This is a genomic window from Paenibacillus sp. Y951 (assembly GCF_056786395.1).
This window is the reverse complement of the sequence record NZ_JBXCIY010000003.1, coordinates 112,612-135,049: the sequence shown is the minus strand read 5'-3', so window position 1 is coordinate 135,049 and position 22,438 is coordinate 112,612. Positions and strand designations below refer to the sequence as shown.

Genomic DNA, 22,438 nt, shown 5'->3' with positions numbered 1-22,438 from the left:
AAGGAGTGTTAGTGTGATTGAGTTATTAGACATCAATAAAGAATACAGACAGAAAAAGAAAAGTATCACTGCACTTAATAATGTGAGCCTAAAAGTAGAAAAGGGCGAAATTTTCGGCATTATTGGTAGATCGGGCGCAGGCAAAAGTACCTTACTGCGCTGCGTAAATTTACTCGAGATTCCTACTAGTGGGAAGGTGTTAGTTGACCATAGAGATTTGACAGCCATGAAGGAAAAAGAATTACAGGAGCAGCGAAGACAGATTGGTATGATCTTTCAGCATTTTAATTTAATGTCTACTATGACCGTAGCTCAAAACATCGCCTTTCCACTGAAGCTATCTCGTCTATCCAAGCAGGCAGTTTCAGAGCGTGTCGAGCAATTGTTAGAGCTTGTCGGACTTTCTGGTCATAAAGATCATTATCCTAGTCAATTATCAGGCGGGCAAAAGCAACGAGTTGGTATAGCTAGATCATTGGCTACTAATCCTCAAGTGCTTCTCTGTGATGAAGCAACATCAGCGCTAGATCCACAAACCACAGAAAGTATATTAATGCTATTGAAGGATATTAATGCTCAGCTAGGAATTACAATATTGCTAATTACCCATGAGATGGGAGTCATTCGCAAAATCTGTGATCGTGTTGCTGTTATGGATGAAGGCAATATTGTAGAGATGGGCAATGTAATTGACGTTTTTTTGTATCCAAAGCAATCGATTACGAAGCAATTTTTACATGAATCTGAGGACAGTATAGAGCTAGTTATTGATCGTAACGGGCCAGTTACAGGACGTCTTATTTATATCCAGTATAGTGGTCATTTAACCTATGAGCCGATTATCTACGAAACGGTTAATCGTACGAGTGCCAAATTAGCTATTCTCCAAGGTAAGATTTCCAAAATGAAGCATGTACCATATGGACAGCTGCTTATCGAGCTGCAAGGTATAGACAGCGACGTAAACTATATTATTACGAGCTTGCGTTCGCAAGGATTGGAGGTAAGTGAAATACAATGACGATCCTTTCATTTGTTTCCAATTCATCACTCTTTATTAATGATCTAACCTCTTATTTTGATAATGTCAAATGGGATGAAGTATATAAGGCAATGAAGCAAACGTTAATTATGCTAGGATTTTCAATACCGTATATTGTTGCTATAGGCTTTGTCATGGGACTTCTACTTTTCCTGACTTCTAGTAAGCAGATGTTAGAAAACAAGGTTGTATACGTCATAGTATCCTTTGTTGTTAATGTCATGCGTTCCGTTCCCTTCGTTATATTAATAATAGTGCTGCTCCCTCTAACCAAGATAATAGCTGGCACTAGCATTGGAGTTAAAGGGGCAATACCACCACTTGTCATAGCTGCGGCTCCGTTTTTTGCTAGATTAGTAGAATCCGCGCTTAGAGAAGTTGACCATGGCATTGTAGAGGCTGCACAAGCAATGGGAGCTACTAAGTGGCAAATTGTTTGGCGAGTGATGCTACGAGAATCAAGAGCAGGGCTAATTACAGCAATAACGATTACTATGGTTACCTTAGTATCATATACCGCAATGGCGGGGATAGTAGGTGGCGGGGGAATCGGTGATCTAGCCATTCGCTACGGACATCATCGCTATAGAATTGATATGTTAATCGTAAGTGTTGTACTGATTGTCGTGTTAGTTCAACTCATGCAGATGTTTGGTGATCGACTAGTACGCTATTTCAGTAAAAAGCAGTTGTAATGAAACAACAAATAGTTAGATAAAATGGAGGAATTAGGATGAGAAAAACAAAGTTAACTTCAATTATTTTACTTACATTAGCATTACTACTTGCTGCTTGCGGAAATCAAGGGGGAAATACAGTCAACACAAGCAATAGCGCAAATGAAGCAACTGGCTCAAACAATTCGAGTAATGCTGAAACAGGGGCAACAGATGATGTTGAAGAAGTGACAATTAAGGTAGGAGCATCACCAATTCCACATGCGGAAATTTTGAATTCGTTAGTTCCAGTATTAAAAGAGCAAGGAATTAATCTTGAGATTATTGAATTTACTGATTATATATTGCCTAATAAAACATTGTATGAAAAAGAACTTGATGCTAACTTTTTCCAGCATGTACCGTACCTAGATCAATTCAATGCGGATAATGGTTATGATTTAGTTAGTGTAGCAGGTGTACATGTTGAGCCATTTGGAGTGTATTCCAACAGTCTTACTAATATTTCCGAACTTAAGGATGGCGCCAAAATTGCAATACCAAATGACCCTTCTAATGGCGGTCGTTCTTTAATTCTTCTAGCACAAAATGGCTTGATTGAACTAGATGAGAACGCTGGACTAGAAGTTACGGTTTCTGATATTAAAAATAATCCAAGAGGCTTTGAATTTGTTGAGTTGGAAGCAGCAACAATTCCTCGTGTTCTTGATGAAGTAGATATTGCAGCTATTAATACTAACTATGCGTTGGAGGCAGGCTTGAACCCAGTAGAAGATGCATTGGTTATTGAAGATAAAAACTCTCCATACGTAAATATTTTGGTTACTCGTCCAGATAACCAAAACGATGAAGCCATTGTTAAGCTTATTGAAGCTCTGCAATCGCCTGAGGCAGAGAGTTTTATTAATGAGACTTATAAAGGCGCTGTTGTTCCAACTTTTAATTAATTGCTAGAATTATATTAATTGTGTTATTACAGAAAAGTGCAAGCTTAAAGCTTGCACTTTTCTATTTCTGACAAGGTTATACGATATATCTAATAGTCCTTCTTAATCGTTTCGTAAATGGATTCATGTAATACTTTTCTTAACTCTATTATGGTTGAGTTTCTGCCATAATGAACTGCGGTTGTTAAAAATACAACTGAAAGCTTTAGAGTAGGTTCGATCCAAAGACTTGTTCCAGTAAATCCTGTATGTCCAAAACTGCCTTGGGGCCAAATTAAGCCGCATGCTAACGACGAAGATGTGAAGTCTTGTACCTGCCACCCTAACCCTCGACTTGCTATTGGTGAAGAAATACATTGGTTAATGGATTGAGAAGTAAGTAATGGATATCGGTCCGTATAAAGCCATGCTTGAGCATATTTACTTAAGTCTGCTACTTCTAACAAATGCATCACAGTGACCAAGGCGGAGCCGCTGCGTGAATACGGTGTTATGTAACGTACTCGACTTCAGTGCATTACTTACGAAATCTCATTAACTATAATCTCATTAATCTTATATTCACATTGGTCTATGTATGCCCCAAGATCAAAGAGAAAATATTTAATCTCATCATATCTTTTGCTCTTTCTAATGGTTACAAATTTCAAATATATGTACTTTCCGAAAATCCTCTGATCTTCCAAATTAAATGCTTTAATTTCTCTGTCTTCTCCCCATGTCCAGTCTTTACCGAGTAATATTATAAATTTAGAATCAAAGTTATCAGTTGTCATAACGTTATCCTCTATTTGTCTAAAGAATTTGTGGTCTATACGTTTGATAAAATGATTTCGAGTATGTCACATAACGTTCAGAGGTTCACGACGGAAACCCACCTTCTACTTGATCTTGCTTTCATTAGGTTGGTTTCTGTGTTGGAGACATTACTTCTATGTAATTGCTTCTTCCAACCAAGGACGTATGTCCGCAGCGTCAAACTTGTGTTATGTGTAGTTGCCACTTCTTCGAATTTCTCATCAAATATCTTTATTTAATATTTGCTTATGGTAAGCTTTATACCAATAATACGGTTGTAATTCCATTAGTTCCTTATAAACAATTTTATTCTCCTCTATTCCTATTGCAGCTTTTAAATCACTTCCCCAATAATATAATCGTTCTTGACATATACCACATGGACTAAGCACTATATATTTTGAGTCTTCATTTTCTCGTACAATACATATAGTATGAGTTACTATTTCATTTATTTTATGAGCTTCACATATAGCTCCTGTCTCAATACATAATTCTGTCGAGGCATTCACTATTTCGGGAGCTACACTAGTTAAAATTCTTCCTTGTTCAGTACGCATGGCCGCTGCTCCGCCCCAACCTTTAGGAAATCTTTGGTTAATTAATTTAACTGCTTCTTGATAAAGCTCATCATCAATAATCATTTTTTCACCTACTTGCATTGTTTTTGGCAATTACACATAACGTTGTTGTATTCACAACGATAATTCCCCTTAGATAGCTCTTATCTTAGTGGGATCGATGTGTCCCGCTGCTCATGCTTCCCTGAAATCCCTTTGTCGGACCGAGGGCCATATGGCCCAATGCACGAATACTGTGTTATATGAAGTTACAGCCATCCTCGACTTACTACAAATCTACTTTGATTTATTTAGTTCTATAAGCTTCATATATTCAAAATACCAATCTTTCCTTGAATGTTTAATCTGGCTTAGTACTTCATTTAAAGCACTGCCTCTCAACTTAATGAGTTTTGAAAAATCAATATCTGAATTATTAATCCATATCTGTGCTAGTGTTTCACCGCAACTTGCTCTTAGCATGTCCTCATTCGTGTCATCAAGAGCTTCTTCCAATAATGCATTAATAACAATATCATTATTGAACACAAATAAATCTATTATTGCATCATCTCTTGCTTCTTTGTCTTGCATGATAATTATTAGTTGTTCCCATTTCTCCATCGAATCACCTTTAAAATATGATTTAATATACATTGCTGCAATTTCACCTAACGTTCTTGTATTCACTACTCTGCTAAAAGCATCAAAGTTACCAAGGCGTAGCCGCCGCGAGAATACTGTGTTATGGGATGTTGCTGCCTTCTTCGAATAAACATACAATTTCTTTAAACCGCTTTAATACTAATTTAGTTTCGTGTTATAATGATGAATAAAGTCTTTTTAGGAGTTGATCTTGAATGGCAGTTTCAAAAGATCATTTGAATAAATTAATTCAACTATTACCTGATGATGCCCTTCCAACCGCAGCTGATTTCCTGCAAAAATTGGCAGCTAATCACAACTACAGATATATTCCATGGGACGATGAACCTACTACAAAAGAAGATCTTGATGACATAGCGCAAGCAAAAAAATCGATCGATCGTGGTGAAGGTATTAAATTAAAGGATATTGTCGATGACCTACTCAATTGAGTTCTATAAGGATGCATTAAAATATTTACAAAGACTTGACAAGCCAACACGAACTCGAATTGTACAACATTTAGAAACTTTATCTGAGAATCCCTACCATCCTGAACTTGACATTAAAAAGGATGAAAGGTACTTTAGAAGATTTTAGATTACGAGTTGGCTCTTATAGAATTATTTACACAGTGGAAAACACTCGATTAATCATTCATTTCTTAAAAGTCGGTTCTCGTGGTGATGTGTATAAATAATTAGTTACCAAACCATCTGTAAGTAGATGGTTTTTTTTCGACTTGTAGCAATTTCCCATAACGTTCTATTTCTATACTTCGAAAAATCAATTGTCATTAGAACAGCACCTGAACTACATTAAAATTAAGTAATCACCCATTAATCTTACTCTATGCTACTATATTTTTCCATAATCAACACACAAAAAAAGGCCATAGAATTTATCTATGTCCTCTTAATCGGTTCATTGAGAAATTATGAATCATCGTCTTCTGAAAGTAAGACTTTGTATAGCTTATCCTCGTTCCCTTGTGGCACACCACGACCGTCTGTATTATTACTAATGAAATACAGGATGTTATTTATCTTCAATTCGTACGTCCCGAACTCTACCAAGTCCACTGATGACTTCACGTTGTTCGCCTGTTTCAAGATCAAATTCTAATACTGCGCTTCCTCTTAAGGCTGCGACATACAATTTTCCATCGAAGTAATCCATTCCAGAGGGTGCCCAAGTACCTCCATCTCCAGAGGTAAATAGAGGTGAAACCATACCTTCTTGTACCTCTTTCCCCTCAATAATTGGCCAGCCATAATTTAAACCGGCTTCTATCTCGTTCACTTCATCGTTAGCACTGTTACCGTGCTCGCTCGTATATAGCGTATCATCAGGCGACCAAGCTATCCCTTGAGGATTTCGATGTCCATAACTAAATACATAAGAATTCAGAAATGGATTATCACTTGGTATGGAGCCTTCAAGATTCATTCTTAATATTTTTCCGATAATTACTTTGCAGTATCGTTAATTGATTTTACTACTTTTGCTGGTACTCCTACAACGACAGTATTTTCTGGGACATCCTTAGTGACAACTGCCCCTGCCGCAACAACTGAATTGTCGCCAATCGTTACACCAGGTAATATTGTTGCGCTTGACCCAATCCAGACATTTTTGCCAATGATAACTGGAGAGGAATATGTTGTATTTCTCGTTTCCATAGGTAACCCATGATTAAGTGTAGCAATTGTGACATTCATACCTATCATTGAACCGTCTCCTATACTAATTCCACCTCTATCTTGGAAGGAGCAGCCTGTGTTAAGAAACACATTTTTTCCAATCATAATATTTTTCCCGAAATCTGTATAAAACGGTGGAAAACACATAAAAGATGAATCGACTTTATTACCTGTTAGTTCACTAAAAATCTCCACAATTTCTTCTTTTGAATGATAAGAAGTGTTTAGTTCCATTGTGATCTTTTGAGCTTCATAGCTACATTGAGTTAATAGTCCATGCAATTCTTTATCCTCGCCCGATATGGGGTTGCCTCTTTTACAAAAATCTATAAAATCCTTCATGTCCATTTTTATTAATCCCCTCTCTACCTTTTAATATCAACATTACTTATTTCAAATACATTCTTATGCCATTGAAGCATACGTGCAACAAGGAGACTATTATGGAAATCCGTGAGTTGCGCTATTGCATTGCTGTAGCGAATGAAGAGAATAATACAAAAATGAAGTAGAAGCCAATTAGTAACAATAAGCTACGAAAAATGGATTGCTTCAGAAGTTGCCAACTTCCAACTAGATGCTGGCGGAATAAAAAGATTCCTGCGATAAAAAGCACGATATATAATACTATTGTTAAGGTTGACCTTACTTCGACCGTATACAGATATTGAAAAAAACGAACCACAAAAATAAGGCAATAAGCAAGTGCAAAAATCTGATTTTTTCGTAATCGCATGTTCTCCAAGAAAATCCCTCCTTCTTTTAATTAATCATATCAGAAGAAGTTATTATTCTTATAATGACTAGATATTGTTCTCATAAAGCTTTGATAAAGTCATTAACAATGAAGAGTATTATCACAAAAAACACCTAATTATTCATTGATAAGAAACGATGAATATTTAGGCATAATAAAGTACGAACGCTATTATACACAATTTTTGATACTCATGGTTTTGTAAGTGCTATTCTAAAGCCAAGGTCATCTATCCTGAAATCAGGCATGCTTTTCCTTCTAATCGTAGAACCACAATTGTTTTCAACTTCAGCCCAACTGCCTCCTCGGAAGACTCTATAGTTCCCATATCGTTCAGTATCATACAGATCCCAGCACCACTCCCAAACATTACCAATCACATCGTAAACACCCCATGGATTAGGAAGAAGCTTTCCGACTTGATGAGCTGATCCATTAGAGTTTTCTTGATACCATGCAATCTTATCAATTCTTTCATACCGATATCCCTTGGTTCCCGCTTTGCACACATACTGCCATTCAGCGTCTGATAGTAATCGAAAACCATTCGCTTTATTGTTGTATATAGTGTTCTCACTTTCATTTGTGATTGTGTAGCATTCAGTCCTACCAAGTATTCGGGACAATGCGTTACAAAAGACAAGCGAATCCAACCACGAAACCTCCGTAATCGGCAAGTTATTCACATTCGGTTCTACTTCTTCTTCATGCATGACAAGATGATACAAATGCTGTGTTACCGGATACTTCATTACATAGAAAGGTTCAATCGTTTCAGTCCATGTAATAACCTTTTTATCACTTCCTCTTCCAGGGTCTGATAAAGTATAATCTGAACTAAGCCATTTATTCATATTAATATAATCGCGTAATTCCACAGTCCCACCTTCTATGGGTACCATCAAATTCATTAAATATTTTAGAAAATGCTCTCTGTCACTTCCGTACTTTCTGATTGTCATATTGACCTCCTGTCTATTTCATCTTCTTTTTCCATAGACTATAAACTCACGAGACCGTCAAGGAAAAAAAGGCACTTCTGTCGTTTCTGATTTAATGTATGGTGGAGCTAGGCGGGATTGAATCGCCGACTGATCGTAGTCAGCGACCTATTTCCCCCTAAACTATAGCCTCTTATTTAGTTATGACCCACATCCCAGACATCTAATACCCCACTTTTAATCTTGCATCTGCTTCTTCATCTCTTGGGTTGTGTGAATGCTACACGGTATCTTCCCAAATAAGTTGGAGGCATCCTAACTTAAGAGTCGATTCCTAGATTCAATCATATCTATCGTTTATATTGGTCAATAACGAAAGATTTATATACTCTTCTCTTTCGTTATCCCAAGCGCTTTTAAAATTACACCCGCTGTATATGCAAGCATAGTTATATCGATAATTTTATTTAGGCAGAAATGGAAAAATTGAATGATTTGAAGTGGGAATGTCTGTTTTACTGCATTATCCATTTCTATGAAAAAGGGTGTTGAAGGTAATGTAGCGGAAAAATGTAGACAGAAAGCGTAGTAAAACGATTTACCGTAATTTTGTAGTAATAGAATGTATTCTGCCAGTGTGTTTATTTCTTTAATCTTCATACCAGAGAATGCAAGATATAACAAAGAATAAGTAATATCTGCAAATACGATAATAACAACCATCTTAATAAACAAGAGTTGAATCTCAGTACGATTGATTACATTAAACTTAATTGAATTAAAACTTCTAATAATCCATTTGATGAGAAAATCCAAAATAAAAACAGCATTGATCATTGAAATAATGAATACACTAACCCAGGCTATAATGCCGACGTCTGTTTCATTAACATTAATGCAATCGGATTTTTCGGATATAAGTTTGCGAATCTAATTATAAACCAAAAAAATGCAACAATGAAAGCTACGAATCCACTTAACCAACAACTATATTTTAAAATGAGAACCATTAGTAATCACATGTCTACTTTTTTAGTAATATGCTCTCAACAAAGTCACATAAAAACTCAAAAATTTTATAAATAACAATTGAAATAGATGCTAATCCAACTATAAAGTAAAAGTAATTAGATAATGACAAGGTAAACAGAGCACCAACTACTAAACAACTAGAAACACACTTAGTATAGCTATTATTAGCATACATTTGATTTTTATTATTAAGTATAACAACGATTAAACAAATTAAACATACAGCTAAAGATACTGCGAATCTTAGATACTGATCTTCTTCCATTATGAATATGACATACGCAAATATATAAGGTATTGATGTCAGAAAGCGATCCAGTTCCAACTTTTTCCTTGCTGGTTTACAAACATAAAATAACCCCAATACATTATAATAATGAACCTGTTAACTACTATATAAAAGTTTATCCAATTGATTGCGAATTTTTATGATTTCATCAGAGCCAGTTGTCTCAAGAGTAAGAAGTACAAAGTCATATTTCTTGCAAATACTACCTTTTAACTCATCTCGCTTAGATTGAGCCAGATTATTCCGATGATAAGCAAATCCATTTACTTCAATAGCCAATTGCGGCTGCTTGTTAATAGTATCATAGATAACAAAATCAAAAGAAGCTCTGTTTTTTACATACTTTTTCTCAGATTCATTAAGTTGATCTGTGTCTCTGAATACATCCTTTAAATATACTTGCATACTAAAAGAAAAACATTTGTAAGTATCTTCTTCAATCAAATCAGTCAGAACACGCCATATAATATTTTCAGATTTGTATTTGGATTTGTTAACCAGTCGCGCTTGCAGTTCATTCAATCGTTCTGAATAATCGGAATATAGCAAATCAAACACAGATATCAATTGACTTTGTGTAATATGCTCGTGAAGCGTGTTATATTCTATGTAGCGTATTAGATCACCAATATCCTTGCGAGAGTTTCGAAATAATGCATGATCAGTGACGAGAATAAACTGCTTTTGTGCTCTGGAAACCGCTACATTGATCATATTTGGATTTTCCACAAATTTCTTTCCGATTTGCCCATTCCTCGTTTGATCCAGAACGGTAGACAAAATTATCACAGGCTTTTCTCGACCTTGGTATCTATGAACTGTATCAACCTCAATATTTTTATCTAATCTGGCATTGGCCTCCGATACCTGCAGACGATATGGGGTCGTGAATCCGATATCTTCCAAGGGAACATGCTCAAGCTGGAGCTCCTTTATAATTTCTTCTTTTACCACATCAATTTCCCTTTGGTTAAAACTCCCCTTTTCTTCTCCGACCGTCACCTTGCGCATATGGTGGCCAATAGCTGTGTAATGCAGTCTGATCGATACGTCCGAATCCTCTTCAGTAGTCATAGGAATCAGCTCGTTATTGTAATACTGATGGTTGCAAAAGCCAATAATTCCTGGTCTGCATCTATAGTGCTCCTTCAGCATTGCTTTAGGCACGTTATTTCCATATATAGCGAGCACGGAGGACAACAAACTATGCTTGAAATAGTTATAAGGTTCCTCGACATCTGAACGCTTCAACTTACTTACAATTTTTTCATCTACAATTTGTGGTAGTTGCTTGATATCTCCTACAATTATGATCTGCTTGCCGCAAGACATGGCTAGTACACCCGTTAGCAAATCCACTTGAGATGCTTCATCTACAATTACATAGTCAAAAAGGTAATTGTCTGGTATGCAAGAACGCAATGCATGGGTCGTGCTCAACATTATCGGAAAATGATTCATAAACTCTTCAATCTCGCTCAAGTAACTCTTGAGATTGCCTCCATAAGCTAATTTCCCTTGATACTTGTCATACAGTTTTTTCTTAAACAATAGAGTAGAACTCATTTCATGCTGCTGCAGAAGATGTTCGAACGATTCTTTTTCAAGCTCCTCTTCAATTTCGTCACTTTCCCGCTTCAATTCTGTGAGTTTGGAATCATAATACTTCATCTGTAAGCGTGTAATTAACTCCAACCTGCTCTCTCTAAGTTTCTTAAAGTCAAAAAAACCATATTTGAACATTAGTTTTGCCTTCTGCAAAAACCGAAATGACTTTTCACCTATAAAGTACTCGTCAGCTAAAAAGGAAATGATTGTTTCAGCCGTTTGATTACGGAAAAACAACCGCTCCATACTGTCCATATTACGTTTATCATTATGAAACTGGAAATGTTTCTGCTCCAGACGATAGGTCGAAATTTTTTGTTCAATTTCAGCCTTACGATTGGCAAGCAATAACAATCGATCTAGTCGGTTTGTCAGATCATTAATCGTTTCAGCTAACTGTTTCTCCTCAGCTTCGCAATCCCATCCCTCTACCTGATGCTTAGGCATATTTTCAAAAAATGCTTTCTTATTATCCTGATTTCCCAACGCTGCAACCATAAAGCTATACCCTTGATTCTGAAGCTTGTCTCTTACATTTTGTACTGCTGCATTGTTCCCCGAAACTACAGCCACAGATTTTTTATGAATCACGGTTAAATTGGCTAATATATTTAGAATTGTTTGAGTTTTCCCTGTTCCAGGCGGACCTTCGACAATAGATATTTTATTAGTTAGCGCTTGTTCAAGTGCCTCCTTTTGACTTAAATTAAATCTGAATGGATAAATGATTGGAGAAGCGATTTCCTCGGTCTTAGTTATAGAAGTCTTTTTGAGGTATGAGGCTAGCACACTTTCATGATGTATGACGTTCAGTTTAGAAAATTGTCTCTTAAGATGTGCCTCCGCTTCATCATTTATTTTTGTATATTGTGAAATATCTATCCAGTAGTCCATAGGATCAATTGTTAGATTGGATTCGTGCTCTTCAGGTACAATACTAATCTGCGTAGGGCTGTAAATACGAGTTTGTTGATCTTCAAAAAAAACTTTAAGCCACTCCTTGAAGTTCATCACATTTCTCACGTTTCGAAGAGGTAGTTCTCGGTACATAACTTTTTGTTTTTCAATATTCACATAAGTAGGATAACTATTAATGAAAACCCTCGATGACGAATATTTATATAGTTTTTTAGATTTTCTAAATTGAATTTGCACGGTATCTTCAAATATGGCATAGTTGTCAATTTCACTTGTCTTGTCGGCTTGGTCAATCATTATCAGAACTCTTTGTTCATCCATATCTATCGTTCCTGTCATTATAATTTCAAGCGTCTATATTATTGTTTTATCTCAATCCAACATTCGACATCGTATGACTATTCACCTGCATAAAAGCAAAATATGGATAGGTTGTTAGGCCTAGGAGAACTGTTGTGTCTGCTCAAGAAAACTCGATTTGAGCTTCATCCCTTAAATAAAAAAACGCAACCCATTATTATATAATCAATAACATCACTTATATTTCCATGTTCATATCTATTTTCAACATAAAAATCATCTGATTCAAAATATTTCTCAATATGATCTTAGATCGTTCCTACATTGCTAAGTTCTTCAAGACTATTTTCAAAGCTCGCAGCTATTTTTCTCACTTCGTTAATCTTTGATAGTTTTATAAAAAAGTCATTATGATATATTCATCTACATCTTATATTGTTACATTAAACCCCACCAACAATCGTCATTGCAATAATTTATATCAGTGTATCGATGTTTTAATCAGTCTGGTTTTTCTATTTTCAAATGGATAACTAAAGTGGCTGTTGTTAAATAAGACGGCTCAAACCTAAAATCAGTGTTTAACCTTGAGGAAATGGAGAGTGAACGACCGTAGGGATTGTGCAAAATCGAAGTGCAGAACTTTTCAAAAATATCATATTTACAAAAAATTGGTATATATATGATATCTTTGAATCGAAAGCGCCACCATGATGTGATAGATCGCGAAATTATTTATCATTTTATACATGGGAGGAAAGATGAAAATGAAAAATTTGTTCAAAAAGACAATCGCAATGATGTTGGGATTTACTCTGCTACTTGGATTGATGACAGCGCCCGTTCATGCAGACACCACACTTTTCACGATTGAAAGCGAAAATACTCAGCTCACCTCCGATCTTCAAGTAGTGACGCAAATTTACGGACAACCTAAGCCCGGATTCTCCGGTAGTGGTTTTGTCTGGATGCAGAATTCCGGCACATTAACCTTCACAGTAACTGTCCCAGAAACCGGCATGTATTCGATCTCCTCCCGATATATTCAGGAGTTGAGTCCTGATGGTCTTGGCTTATTCTTCGCCCGCATGCACGCCGAGCGTTCTTACGCGCTTGGCATCAAGACCGATATGGCGTATCCCGGCGGCATGTATATAGCGCGGAAGAACCGAGCCGTTCCATACGTAGCGTAGCGTCCTCGGACGGAACGCCCCTACTAATCATCGGCGGGCAAAATCACAAAACCGGACAAGGCATTTGTACAATTAATCATTACGAAGCGCTGCAAGGATATGCCTCGCAATATTTCCATGCGACGGACATCAAGTATCGATGGTCAGCACAAGATTTGGTCACTGGGGACAAGCTCCCATATATCGGCCGTATTACCGCCTCATCCCCCAATATCTATATCGCGACAGGCTTCAAGAAGTGGGGAATGACAAGCAGTACAGCAGCCGCGATGCTCATCAGCGATCTCATCCAAGAGAAAAGCAATGAATATGAGGATTTGTTCGCGCCTTCCCGTTCGTTGTCGTTAAAGGTAGTCAAAAATTTGGTCGTCGACAACTTCGATGTAGCCAAACATCTGATCGGCGGCAAGCTTGAGATGGTCAGACGGAAACCCCAAGATTTGGCTCCCGATGAAGGAGCGGCCGTCACGGTGCATGGTAGGAGAGCTGGCGCTTACAGAGACAAGGAAGGTAAACTGTACATCGTCGATACGACCTGTACTCATATGGGCTGCGAGGTGGAGTGGAACGATGGTGAACGTACATGGGATTGCCCTTGCCACGGCTCCAGATTCTCGATTACGGGCGAGGTTATGGAAGGTCCCGCAGAGAAACCTTTAAAATCTGTATCGATCGAGTAGTTGCGTGGCGTAAATAAGTAACCCCTTACGAGTTGTCCTGGTGACCTAAGCAGCTTGCCCGTTTGCTTGGCAACACGGATTCGAAAGCATCTTAATCATTGTAATCTGCAGCAAGTGCCGAAATAACTGTACCTACCGCTTGAGTCCAACTACCAATAGCATTCACACCTATTCCTTCCTCCGTATTAGGATTTGCATAGACCTGGAGTGCATTTCCAATGACTTGAATCGCATTCCCAACATTGTCTAATGATTGGTTAAAGGTTAGATTTTCTTGTGTGTTTATAGATACACCTGCGCCTAATAATTGCAGTTCATTACCTATTGTTTCTAAACGTTGACTTGATTGTTCATTTTTGTCCAATATCCCTATTAAAACCGTTACATTACCCGCAGACTGTAGAATATCTCCTACTATATCAATAAATATCGGCTCATTATCAGAAGTTAAGGCGCTTCCTACAGCTTGTAGAACATTTCCGACTATCCGTAAATCCGTTTTAATCGTTTCGGGCATGTTTTTAAAGGGTGTATCACCAATTGCTGCCACAATATTACCTACCGCCTCAATCCAGCCGCCTATAATTGCAATAGTGTTTGAATTATTTGATTCTGCTGAACGATTTGAGTCATCGGAGATATGTAAATGTGTAGTTCTATTTTCTTTCTTTTTCTTCTGTTTGAACTTGTGGCTATGTCGTTTATTTTTACGTTTAGAACTACTCACTCTTTTTCACCTACTGACGATTAAATCGACTTATTTCAGTATATGATAATTAATCAAATAAGTTAGATAAATGTATTTCTCTTTCAACTTTAACGAAACACAAATATAAGGTGTCACTATTGTGACACCCTATATTTGTTTTAATCGAGCATATTCCCGCCACTTTATACGTTGATGTTTCTGAACAAGAAAGCTATATTTTGCTATGATTCGTCTAGTTATTCAATTACTTTCCTTAGAGATTCTGACACTTCTCAATTACATCTACTATAGCCACAAGAGTTACATTGCTTACATCCCTCAATATTGATCAAGGCTGCTGATCCACAAGATGGACAAAGATCGATGCCATCATGTGCACTATGCTGATGTCCAATAGTTGTTGCAGCATGAGGCACGAGATCCTCTGCTAGAAACTTCCCTGCAAGCTCCATTTGCTCGTACTCCGGCTCATCAACCTTCGCTTGCAAATGCATTTCTAATGCCTTCGCTACAGCATCAGCAATCGATTCAACACGATTGTTACCAAAGCCAATTGCTCCAGTTCCGCCGATTCCTTTCAAATGCTTAATGAGTAGCGCAACTTTATTGCCATGATCACCATAACGGAGGAATAATGAACAAACCCGGCCAAGTGCTTCTGCCATCGCAAATACATCTGATCCCGCTTTACCAACAATTAAGAATATCTCTGACGGAACATCATCGAGATCATTAATCGTGATATACGCCATACCAAGCGGCGTATTCATGCGATACGTTGCCCCTTTCAGTACTTGCGGGCGGCGTTTATATTGACGATCCTCATTAATGGATTCTACTACTTTGCCACTTACATCGATTGGCCCAGCAGAATACGACGCTACTGATGCTGTAGAAACATTACTTTCTTGTTGCTCGACATCTATAACTGCTATAGCTTCCTTCTTCGGCTCTACATTAACAATCGTTTCCTTCTTCACTTCTTCTTTACTCGGTGCCGTAGATAGAACTTGTACATCACGACTACCGTCACGATAGATTGTTACCCCTTTGCAGCCTAATTCGTAAGCTAACTCATACAGTTTTTCTGTTTCTTCAACAGTAAAATCACTTGGGCAGTTCGCCGTCTTAGAGATTGAACTATCTACCCAGCGCTGAATGGCTGCCTGCACTCGAATATGATCCTCCGCAGTTAATGTCATTGCCGTAACAAAGTAGTCAGGCAATTGCTCATTCGGATGAGCATCAAGCCATTGCTGTGCGATTGGAACATACTGTACATCGAATCCGAGACGACTTTGACGATAATATTCGAATGCAAAATAAGGCTCTATTCCAGTAGAAGTTCCTACCATTGTTCCGGTACTGCCTGTAGGTGCCTGCGTAATTACCGTTACGTTACGCATTCCTGTAGCCTCAATTGCTGCCTGCACTTCTGGGAATTCAGCAACAATCTCTTTCATAAATCCGCTTTGCAAATACAATTCGCTATCAAATGCGGTAAAGCTCCCTTTCTCACCTGCTATTTCAGCAGAAGCCAGATAAGCCTCTCTTGCAATAAAACCGTATAATTTATCAAGGAAAACTAAAGATTCCGGCGATCCATAACGAACCTTCAGCTTAATCATCAATTCCGCAAGTCCCATCGTTCCTAGCCCGATACGACGTTCTTTCTTCTGATTACTTTCATTCTCAGGGAAATGATACGGCGTTTTGTCGATCACATTATCAAGGAAGCGTACCGACCAATTGGTCACTTTCGCAAGCTCATCCCAAGCAACATCATCACTTTCTTCATCATAAAACTTGGACAGATTAATAGCAGATAAGTTACATACACCCCATGCAGGTAATCCTTGTTCTCCGCACGGATTAGTCGCAATAATCGGGTTGAAATACCAGCTGTTAGACATATTATTGTAGCGTTCCAAAAATACAACGCCTGGCTCTGCTGATTTCCATGCCGATTCAATAATGGCCGTCCAGATTTCACGTGCTTTAACCGTCTTATGAACGATTACTTTTTTTCCTAGTGCTTTCCAAGCAGCTAGATCTCCAGTCCATAGCTCATCATATCCATCTTCTGTCGTGTCAGGGAATACAAGCTCCCAGTCGCTATCTAGCTTAACAGCCTCCATAAAACCATCGCTCACACATACGGAGAGATTGGCATTCGTAATCTTGCCCGCAGACTGCTTTACCGTAATAAATTCTAATACATCTGGATGCCAGTCATTAATCATTAGCATTAATGCGCCGCGGCGACTACCACCTTGTTCGATCAATCCAGTTGTGTAACTGAATAATCCGCCCCATGATACCGCTCCGCTTGATGAACCATTGACGCCCACAACAACCGCTCTCTTCGGACGTAGTGAAGATAAATTAATACCTACTCCGCCACCGCGTGCCATAATTTCCGTCATTTCCGCCAGTGTCGCCATAATTCCACCACGACTATCTTCTGGAGATGGAATAACATAGCAGTTGAATAATGTTAATTCATCACTTGCACCTGCCCCTGCAGCAATACGTCCACCAGGCACTAGCTTCCAATCATCTAATATATATTGAAATCTCTCTTGCCAAAGTGCTTTCTTATCCGCATCTTCAACAGATGACATCGCCTCGGCAAGTCTAGACCACATTTCTTCGGGAGTTTTCTCTAGCGTATGTGTCAGTTTACTGACCGTTGATTGCACAATGTCACCACTACGCATTTTCACTTCAACTTGCTCGCCTTGACGTGACAATACTTCCCCTGCCTCCTTGACAGGAAATGCAAGATCATCCTTTAACAATACTAGAACCGTATCACCAACTTCTACCTTTGACGCTTCTGCATTTTTGCGAGCATATCTATCTAGAAATATTTTTTCACTTAATCCTGTTAAACCACTCATATTAGTCGCTCCTCTTCATTATAACCATATGTAGTAACAAAATTATTATATCATACTATATATAGTTTTATTAATTAAATTATGAAGTTTTTATTACATTAATTTTATCTGAGCAAATCGTGAAAATTGATACTCCTTTAGCCACTTGTAAGCAACCTCTCAGCGAGAGATTATGTCGCTGCCATTTAGGGAATAATAGAAATACAAGTTCAATAAGCAGGCTTTTTGAACTATTTTTTCCGATGAAGACTCAAAACATTCACTTGGCTCCCACCAAGAAGGTGATCACAAGCAATGTAACAAAACCCAGTAATGTGTACGCTACTAGTACACGAGCGTTCAATTGTTCGAAGCTTCCAATAAAGGTTCAAAACATTCGCTTGTCAGCACCAAGAAGATGCCCCACAGCGGAAACGAGTAGCACAGCGTACGTTATTGTGTACGTGAGCACACACAGGCTTTCGATGGGGGGCATATTCGCCGCCGACTTAGCTACGTTAGCATAATCATCGTGATCACGAGTGGATGTTTTGAACTACCTATCTCATATTAAAGGAGAAACTATGAACAACCACCTCATACAACCAGAAGATTTTGTACATAAGCTTATTCATCCTGCCGTTCAAACAACGTTCGAGCGCCAATGGTTTCAACAATTACAGCAGCGTATCGAGCATAACGGGCCATGGGATCAATGGTCCATGTATCAATTAGCGATGGAAGCTAAGCAAGCAACCGTTATCGATAGCTTTGAAGAGCTGCAATGTTTACGTTCGCTTCCCGCACTAGAACCGATGCCACATCAACTGGATACAGCACAGCGAGTGTTACATGAAATGGGCGGAAGGGCAATTCTAGCTGATGAAGTCGGATTAGGGAAAACGATTGAAGCTGGTCTTATATTGAAGGAATATATTGTGCGAGGGTTAGTTAAGCGTGCATTAATTCTTGTACCAGCCTCTTTAGTATTGCAATGGGTTCGAGAACTTAATCAGAAATTCGGTATCACTGCTGTCGCGCAAAAAAAAGCACATAGTTGGGGCTATGATATCGTTGTCGCTTCCATTGATACTGCCAAGCGTGATCCACATCGCGCAGCGGTTCTTGCTACCGATTATGATCTAATCATTATTGATGAAGCCCATAAATTGAAAAACAAAAAAACGACCAACTATCAATTTGCTACTCAATTAAGTAAAAAATATTGTCTATTGCTTACGGCAACGCCAATTCAAAATAATCTTGATGAGCTATTTAACCTTATTTCTCTGTTAAAACCAGGTCAGCTAGGTGCGCAAAGCGATTTTACTAGCAATTATGTTGTTGATAAACGTATTCCGAAAAATGAAGACCAGCTGCAAGATGTTCTCTCATCCATTATGATTCGTAATCGGCGTGGTGATGGCGGTATTCATTTTACAAAGCGAATTGTAAAAAACATTACGCTCCAGCTTTCTACCGAAGAACAAGCACTATATGACGCCGTGACGAGCTTTGTGAAGCAACGCGCTCAGGAAGACAGCATCGATATGAGCAGTATGCTTTCCCTTGTCACGCTACAACGAGAAGTTTGTAGTAGTCGCGATGCCGTATTTCTCACGCTCGTCAATATGTTCAAGAAGACTAGTGAAGAATCGCCGATGCGCGCGCAGATTTGGGATATTGTTGAAAAAATTCGTGGCATTACATCCAATTCGAAGGCTGAGAAAGCTCTGGAAATCATTCAAAAATGCGATGAAAAAGTTATCTTGTTCACGGAATATCGTGCGACACAAGAATATTTATTGCAATTTTTCCAATCACATGGCATCTCCGCTGTTCCTTATCGGGGTGGTATGAATCGTGGTAAAAAGGATTGGATGATGGATCTTTTCCGTGGTAAGGCAAAAGTTCTCATCGCAACGGAAGCAGGCGGTGAAGGAATTAATCTGCAATTCTGTCACCATATGATTAACTTTGATCTTCCGTGGAATCCGATGCGCGTGGAACAACGAATTGGGCGTGTTCATCGTCTTGGTCAAACCCATGATGTTCATATTTTCAATTTATGTACACAAGGAACCATCGAGGAGCATATTCTGCATTTATTACATGAAAAGATCAACCTATTCGAGCTTGTTATCGGTGGATTGGATGATATTCTTGAAAAACTAGAAAGTCGTGACGGATCGATTGAGCAGCGTCTCGCTAAAGCTATTCTGCAATCAGAAAGTAATAAACAGCTAGAAGAAGAACTTGATGTCATAGGTAGCACCATTCACAAGATGAAAGACAAAACTAAGCGATAACCTATGCAAATCATGTTATTAGTCATTGCTAAAGATGTTCACCCATAGATGTTACATGAAAAGTTTTAGTTTATGCTTCCGATGCAACTTTTCATTGCTAAGAAGTTACTCATAGTCGTTACATGAAAAGTTTTAGTTTATGCTTCCGATGCAACTTTTCATTGCTAAGAAGTTACTCATAGTCGTTACATGAAAAGTTTTAGGAGGGTCACTATGAACAGCAAAGAGATTCATCGCTTTGTGCAGCGATATTTAGATGCAACGCAATGCTCTATTCTTGAGAAGTCACCTTATCATTTCAAAGTTAAGCTATCTCCAGCAGCAGATCGTGAATTAACGAACCGGCATTATTACTGGAGTTTTATCGATCGTGTCAATGAAACCCCTGAGACGATGAGTTTTCTCTTCGTAACTGATGATGATAAATATAATGAACTAGTTGAATCTACTCCGTTGGTAGAGCCTGTTGTAAAAACGGCTGCTGAGTCTGGCTTTGAAAGAGCATACGGACTTGTTCCGAAACCAATCGCACGCGTACCAAGGGAACATCTGCACTATGGCTCTGGTCGACTTGATCAGCTCTTTCAGTCCACTCAAAACAATGGTAGTTATGTTTGCCTATTTCAAGAGCCCAGCGCGAAGGCACTTCATCCTTATGCATCTAGACCATATACGGTATGGCTTGGCATTAATTTCTGTGTAGAATTCAGCTCCGATCGCAAGCGAGAAGAAATTCATAGTCTCGGTATATCGCTCGTCACTGGTCACTGCGTAGAGCAATTTCATGAGCAGCTAGAGCAGCTTAAGCTATCTCCACGTATTCCGCCCAATATTCATATTGCCAAAAACGGCATAGCGTATGCAAAAGCTTTAACTATTGCCGAGCAGACGATTGAACGTAAATTAAAAAGTTATGACTATCGTTGGGCAGAGGATGCACAAACAAGATTGATCGAGGAGCTTGCAAGATTAGCTAGCTATTATGAACCAATGCTGGAACATGCAGAAGATGAGGAGCATCGTGATAATGTTCGTGGCTTACTTCATAAACGTGAAGAAGAAATTCGTTGGCAATACGAGCCGAGAATAACGGTGTCTGTCATAAACTGCGGATTATTTCATCTCGATGGTATTGATTAGTGAACATATGACGACTTGTGCATCTTATCGGCAAAAAAAGAACTTCATGATGCTGTTTATGGATGACAATATATAACAGTCTTCTTAAAGCATGTCCACTATACTACTAATGAGGTGATGTAATGCATATAAAACCATTGTCAAAAATGATCATTCGATTAGTGATCGCTACTGTGCTCTGCGTGAATTTTTCAATAATGACTTCGGAAACTATTCACGCTAATGTTCAATCGCTAACCGTTAAAGAACAAGGGGAATTATGGGTCGATGAATTAACGAATCAACCTGATTTTGCAAATTGGAAAAATGCGGAGCTTACGATATCTCCACTTGGTCCAGGAACACATAGTTGGTTAATGTTAATTCAGCATCACAAACTAGGTACAATCGGATATATGGTCATACACAGTGATGGTTATGGTGGTTATGTACTAGGGGAGTACGGTGTAGGTTCGGACGACTCCCTTCAATATTTATCTACCAATAGATTTAAATTACGTTATTACGATCCGCTACATATGGTCGTATCTCAGCAAGTGAACAATTCTAATCAATATTTCGAACCATTTACATCAGAACAATATGATCTAAGCTCTAAACATTTAATTGAAGCTAATGTTTCCATACAAAATCAAATAAGGCATGGATTAGTATTCTCTCATGCCTTATTGACTGGTTATGACTATCAATCATATTTTGCCCCTTATGATGTTATGCCTTGGCTAACAACGACTGCCTTGAATTCCGAATTTGAAGATTGTACCTCAATTGAAAACTTAATTGAATTTGGCAGTCAATTACGCTATACAAGCTCGATATGGAGTGATCAAATCGAAGCTATCTACTCCGTAACAGGCTATCAGGAGTGGGAATTATTTGATTTGTATGTTGAACTACAACAAGATGATGAACATTTGAAGAGATATATACCCTACGATTTTCTGCTAGAATATGGTAATTTTTACAAACCATAATACTGAAATTATTTTTCCTTTTTCTTAATCCACATTAACAGAGATTCTCCACCAACACCAAACCATTTCGGTAGCCATTGCTCTTTCGTAGCTTTGGCTGCTTTTTTTGCTTGTCTACGTTCAGCAACGGGCGTCTCCATATATTCTACAAGCTGTTCTGTAATATATTGCACATATTCTTGACCGGATATTTTAGCCATTATTAATTACCTCCTCTTGAACTATCTTTATAGAGTATTCCCCTCTTCCTCTCCACTCCATTCATGCATGAAAACAATGTCCGAAAGCCATCCTAAATCAATATTCACTTCATAAGTTAAAGAGAGGCTGGAAT

Annotated in this window: 20 protein-coding genes, 1 tRNA gene and 2 pseudogenes; 9 read left to right on the top strand and 14 right to left on the bottom strand. The window is 38.2% G+C overall.

The genetic code is table 11. The features are described from left to right. Positions 1 to 13: 13 nt before the first annotated feature. The 3 genes from AC1TPB_RS05400 to AC1TPB_RS05390 are packed head-to-tail and all read left to right on the top strand — an operon-like array spanning position 14 to position 2,666. The gene (locus AC1TPB_RS05400) at positions 14 to 1,021 is read left to right on the top strand and encodes a methionine ABC transporter ATP-binding protein (protein ID WP_482075559.1); all 1,008 of its coding nucleotides are present in this window, start codon (positions 14 to 16) and stop codon (positions 1,019 to 1,021) included. Then, positions 1,018 to 1,737 (top strand): methionine ABC transporter permease, encoded by a 720-nt coding sequence (locus AC1TPB_RS05395; RefSeq protein WP_482075558.1) that lies wholly within the window; start codon positions 1,018 to 1,020, stop codon positions 1,735 to 1,737. The genes AC1TPB_RS05400 and AC1TPB_RS05395 overlap by 4 nt, the downstream gene beginning before the upstream one ends. 38 nt (positions 1,738 to 1,775) lie before the next feature. After that, positions 1,776 to 2,666 (top strand): MetQ/NlpA family ABC transporter substrate-binding protein, encoded by an 891-nt coding sequence (locus AC1TPB_RS05390; protein ID WP_482075557.1) that lies wholly within the window; start codon positions 1,776 to 1,778, stop codon positions 2,664 to 2,666. Between the two features lie 89 nt (positions 2,667 to 2,755). On the opposite strand, the gene AC1TPB_RS05385 is transcribed toward AC1TPB_RS05390, so the two are convergent. From AC1TPB_RS05385 to AC1TPB_RS05370, 4 genes are all read right to left on the bottom strand, one after another. After that, positions 2,756 to 3,118 (bottom strand): serine hydrolase, encoded by a 363-nt coding sequence (locus tag AC1TPB_RS05385; RefSeq protein ID WP_482075792.1) that lies wholly within the window; start codon positions 3,116 to 3,118, stop codon positions 2,756 to 2,758. A gap of 69 nt (positions 3,119 to 3,187) precedes the next feature. Next, a complete protein-coding gene (locus AC1TPB_RS05380; RefSeq protein ID WP_482075556.1) occupies positions 3,188 to 3,442 on the bottom strand; it encodes a hypothetical protein in 255 nt (84 codons plus the stop codon). A gap of 243 nt (positions 3,443 to 3,685) precedes the next feature. After that, positions 3,686 to 4,108, bottom strand: a complete 423-nt coding sequence (locus AC1TPB_RS05375) for a cytidine deaminase (RefSeq protein ID WP_482075555.1) — start codon at positions 4,106 to 4,108, stop codon at positions 3,686 to 3,688. Between the two features lie 213 nt (positions 4,109 to 4,321). Next, a complete protein-coding gene (locus AC1TPB_RS05370; protein WP_482075554.1) occupies positions 4,322 to 4,714 on the bottom strand; it encodes a hypothetical protein in 393 nt (130 codons plus the stop codon). Between the two features lie 170 nt (positions 4,715 to 4,884). On the opposite strand from AC1TPB_RS05370, the gene AC1TPB_RS05365 reads away from it, so the two are divergent. Continuing rightward, positions 4,885 to 5,121 carry a hypothetical protein gene (locus AC1TPB_RS05365; protein WP_482075553.1) on the top strand — a complete coding sequence of 79 codons (237 nt, stop codon included), beginning with the start codon at positions 4,885 to 4,887 and terminating at the stop codon, positions 5,119 to 5,121. 122 nt (positions 5,122 to 5,243) lie between these two features. After that, positions 5,244 to 5,369, top strand: a complete 126-nt coding sequence (locus AC1TPB_RS05360) for a type II toxin-antitoxin system RelE family toxin (RefSeq protein WP_482075552.1) — start codon at positions 5,244 to 5,246, stop codon at positions 5,367 to 5,369. 235 nt (positions 5,370 to 5,604) lie between these two features. On the opposite strand, the pseudogene AC1TPB_RS05355 reads toward AC1TPB_RS05360, so the two are convergent. The 7 genes and pseudogenes from AC1TPB_RS05355 to AC1TPB_RS05325 form a co-directional block, all read right to left on the bottom strand. Beyond that, a pseudogene (locus AC1TPB_RS05355) lies at positions 5,605 to 6,133 on the bottom strand (PQQ-dependent sugar dehydrogenase); the annotation flags it as partial. Positions 6,134 to 6,138: 5 nt separating this feature from the next. Continuing rightward, entirely contained in the window at positions 6,139 to 6,720 is a 582-nt protein-coding gene (locus AC1TPB_RS05350) for a DapH/DapD/GlmU-related protein (RefSeq protein WP_482075551.1), read from the bottom strand. A 115-nt stretch (positions 6,721 to 6,835) separates the two neighbouring features. Then, a complete protein-coding gene (locus AC1TPB_RS05345) occupies positions 6,836 to 7,117 on the bottom strand; it encodes a hypothetical protein (RefSeq protein WP_482075550.1) in 282 nt (93 codons plus the stop codon). A gap of 203 nt (positions 7,118 to 7,320) precedes the next feature. Further along, positions 7,321 to 8,091 (bottom strand): formylglycine-generating enzyme family protein, encoded by a 771-nt coding sequence (locus tag AC1TPB_RS05340; RefSeq protein ID WP_482075549.1) that lies wholly within the window; start codon positions 8,089 to 8,091, stop codon positions 7,321 to 7,323. Between the two features lie 99 nt (positions 8,092 to 8,190). Then, a tRNA-Val gene (locus AC1TPB_RS05335) sits at positions 8,191 to 8,263 on the bottom strand. 188 nt (positions 8,264 to 8,451) lie between these two features. Beyond that, on the bottom strand, positions 8,452 to 8,805 hold the full coding sequence (locus AC1TPB_RS05330; RefSeq protein ID WP_482075548.1) for a hypothetical protein: 354 nt from the start codon (positions 8,803 to 8,805) through the stop codon (positions 8,452 to 8,454). A 682-nt stretch (positions 8,806 to 9,487) separates the two neighbouring features. Next, the gene (locus AC1TPB_RS05325; RefSeq protein WP_482075547.1) at positions 9,488 to 12,238 is read right to left on the bottom strand and encodes an AAA domain-containing protein; all 2,751 of its coding nucleotides are present in this window, start codon (positions 12,236 to 12,238) and stop codon (positions 9,488 to 9,490) included. A gap of 746 nt (positions 12,239 to 12,984) precedes the next feature. Here AC1TPB_RS05325 and AC1TPB_RS05320 point away from each other — a divergent pair. Then, positions 12,985 to 14,090, top strand: a pseudogene (locus tag AC1TPB_RS05320) (FAD-dependent oxidoreductase). Between the two features lie 91 nt (positions 14,091 to 14,181). Here the strand turns inward: AC1TPB_RS05320 and AC1TPB_RS05315 are convergent. Together AC1TPB_RS05315 and AC1TPB_RS05310 are read right to left on the bottom strand one after the other, a co-directional pair. Then, the gene (locus tag AC1TPB_RS05315; RefSeq protein ID WP_482075546.1) at positions 14,182 to 14,817 is read right to left on the bottom strand and encodes a DUF6944 family repetitive protein; all 636 of its coding nucleotides are present in this window, start codon (positions 14,815 to 14,817) and stop codon (positions 14,182 to 14,184) included. Positions 14,818 to 15,071: 254 nt separating this feature from the next. Continuing rightward, positions 15,072 to 17,702 (bottom strand): adenosylcobalamin-dependent ribonucleoside-diphosphate reductase, encoded by a 2,631-nt coding sequence (locus AC1TPB_RS05310; protein WP_482075545.1) that lies wholly within the window; start codon positions 17,700 to 17,702, stop codon positions 15,072 to 15,074. Positions 17,703 to 18,265: 563 nt separating this feature from the next. On the opposite strand from AC1TPB_RS05310, the gene AC1TPB_RS05305 reads away from it, so the two are divergent. From AC1TPB_RS05305 to AC1TPB_RS05295, 3 genes are all read left to right on the top strand, one after another. Then, the gene (locus tag AC1TPB_RS05305) at positions 18,266 to 19,990 is read left to right on the top strand and encodes a DEAD/DEAH box helicase (protein ID WP_482075544.1); all 1,725 of its coding nucleotides are present in this window, start codon (positions 18,266 to 18,268) and stop codon (positions 19,988 to 19,990) included. A gap of 213 nt (positions 19,991 to 20,203) precedes the next feature. Further along, entirely contained in the window at positions 20,204 to 21,130 is a 927-nt protein-coding gene (locus AC1TPB_RS05300) for a YqhG family protein (protein ID WP_482075543.1), read from the top strand. Between the two features lie 146 nt (positions 21,131 to 21,276). After that, a complete protein-coding gene (locus AC1TPB_RS05295) occupies positions 21,277 to 22,104 on the top strand; it encodes a hypothetical protein (RefSeq protein ID WP_482075542.1) in 828 nt (275 codons plus the stop codon). Positions 22,105 to 22,112: 8 nt separating this feature from the next. On the opposite strand, the gene AC1TPB_RS05290 is transcribed toward AC1TPB_RS05295, so the two are convergent. Then, on the bottom strand, positions 22,113 to 22,304 hold the full coding sequence (locus AC1TPB_RS05290; protein ID WP_482061331.1) for a YqzE family protein: 192 nt from the start codon (positions 22,302 to 22,304) through the stop codon (positions 22,113 to 22,115). Positions 22,305 to 22,438: the final 134 nt, after the last annotated feature.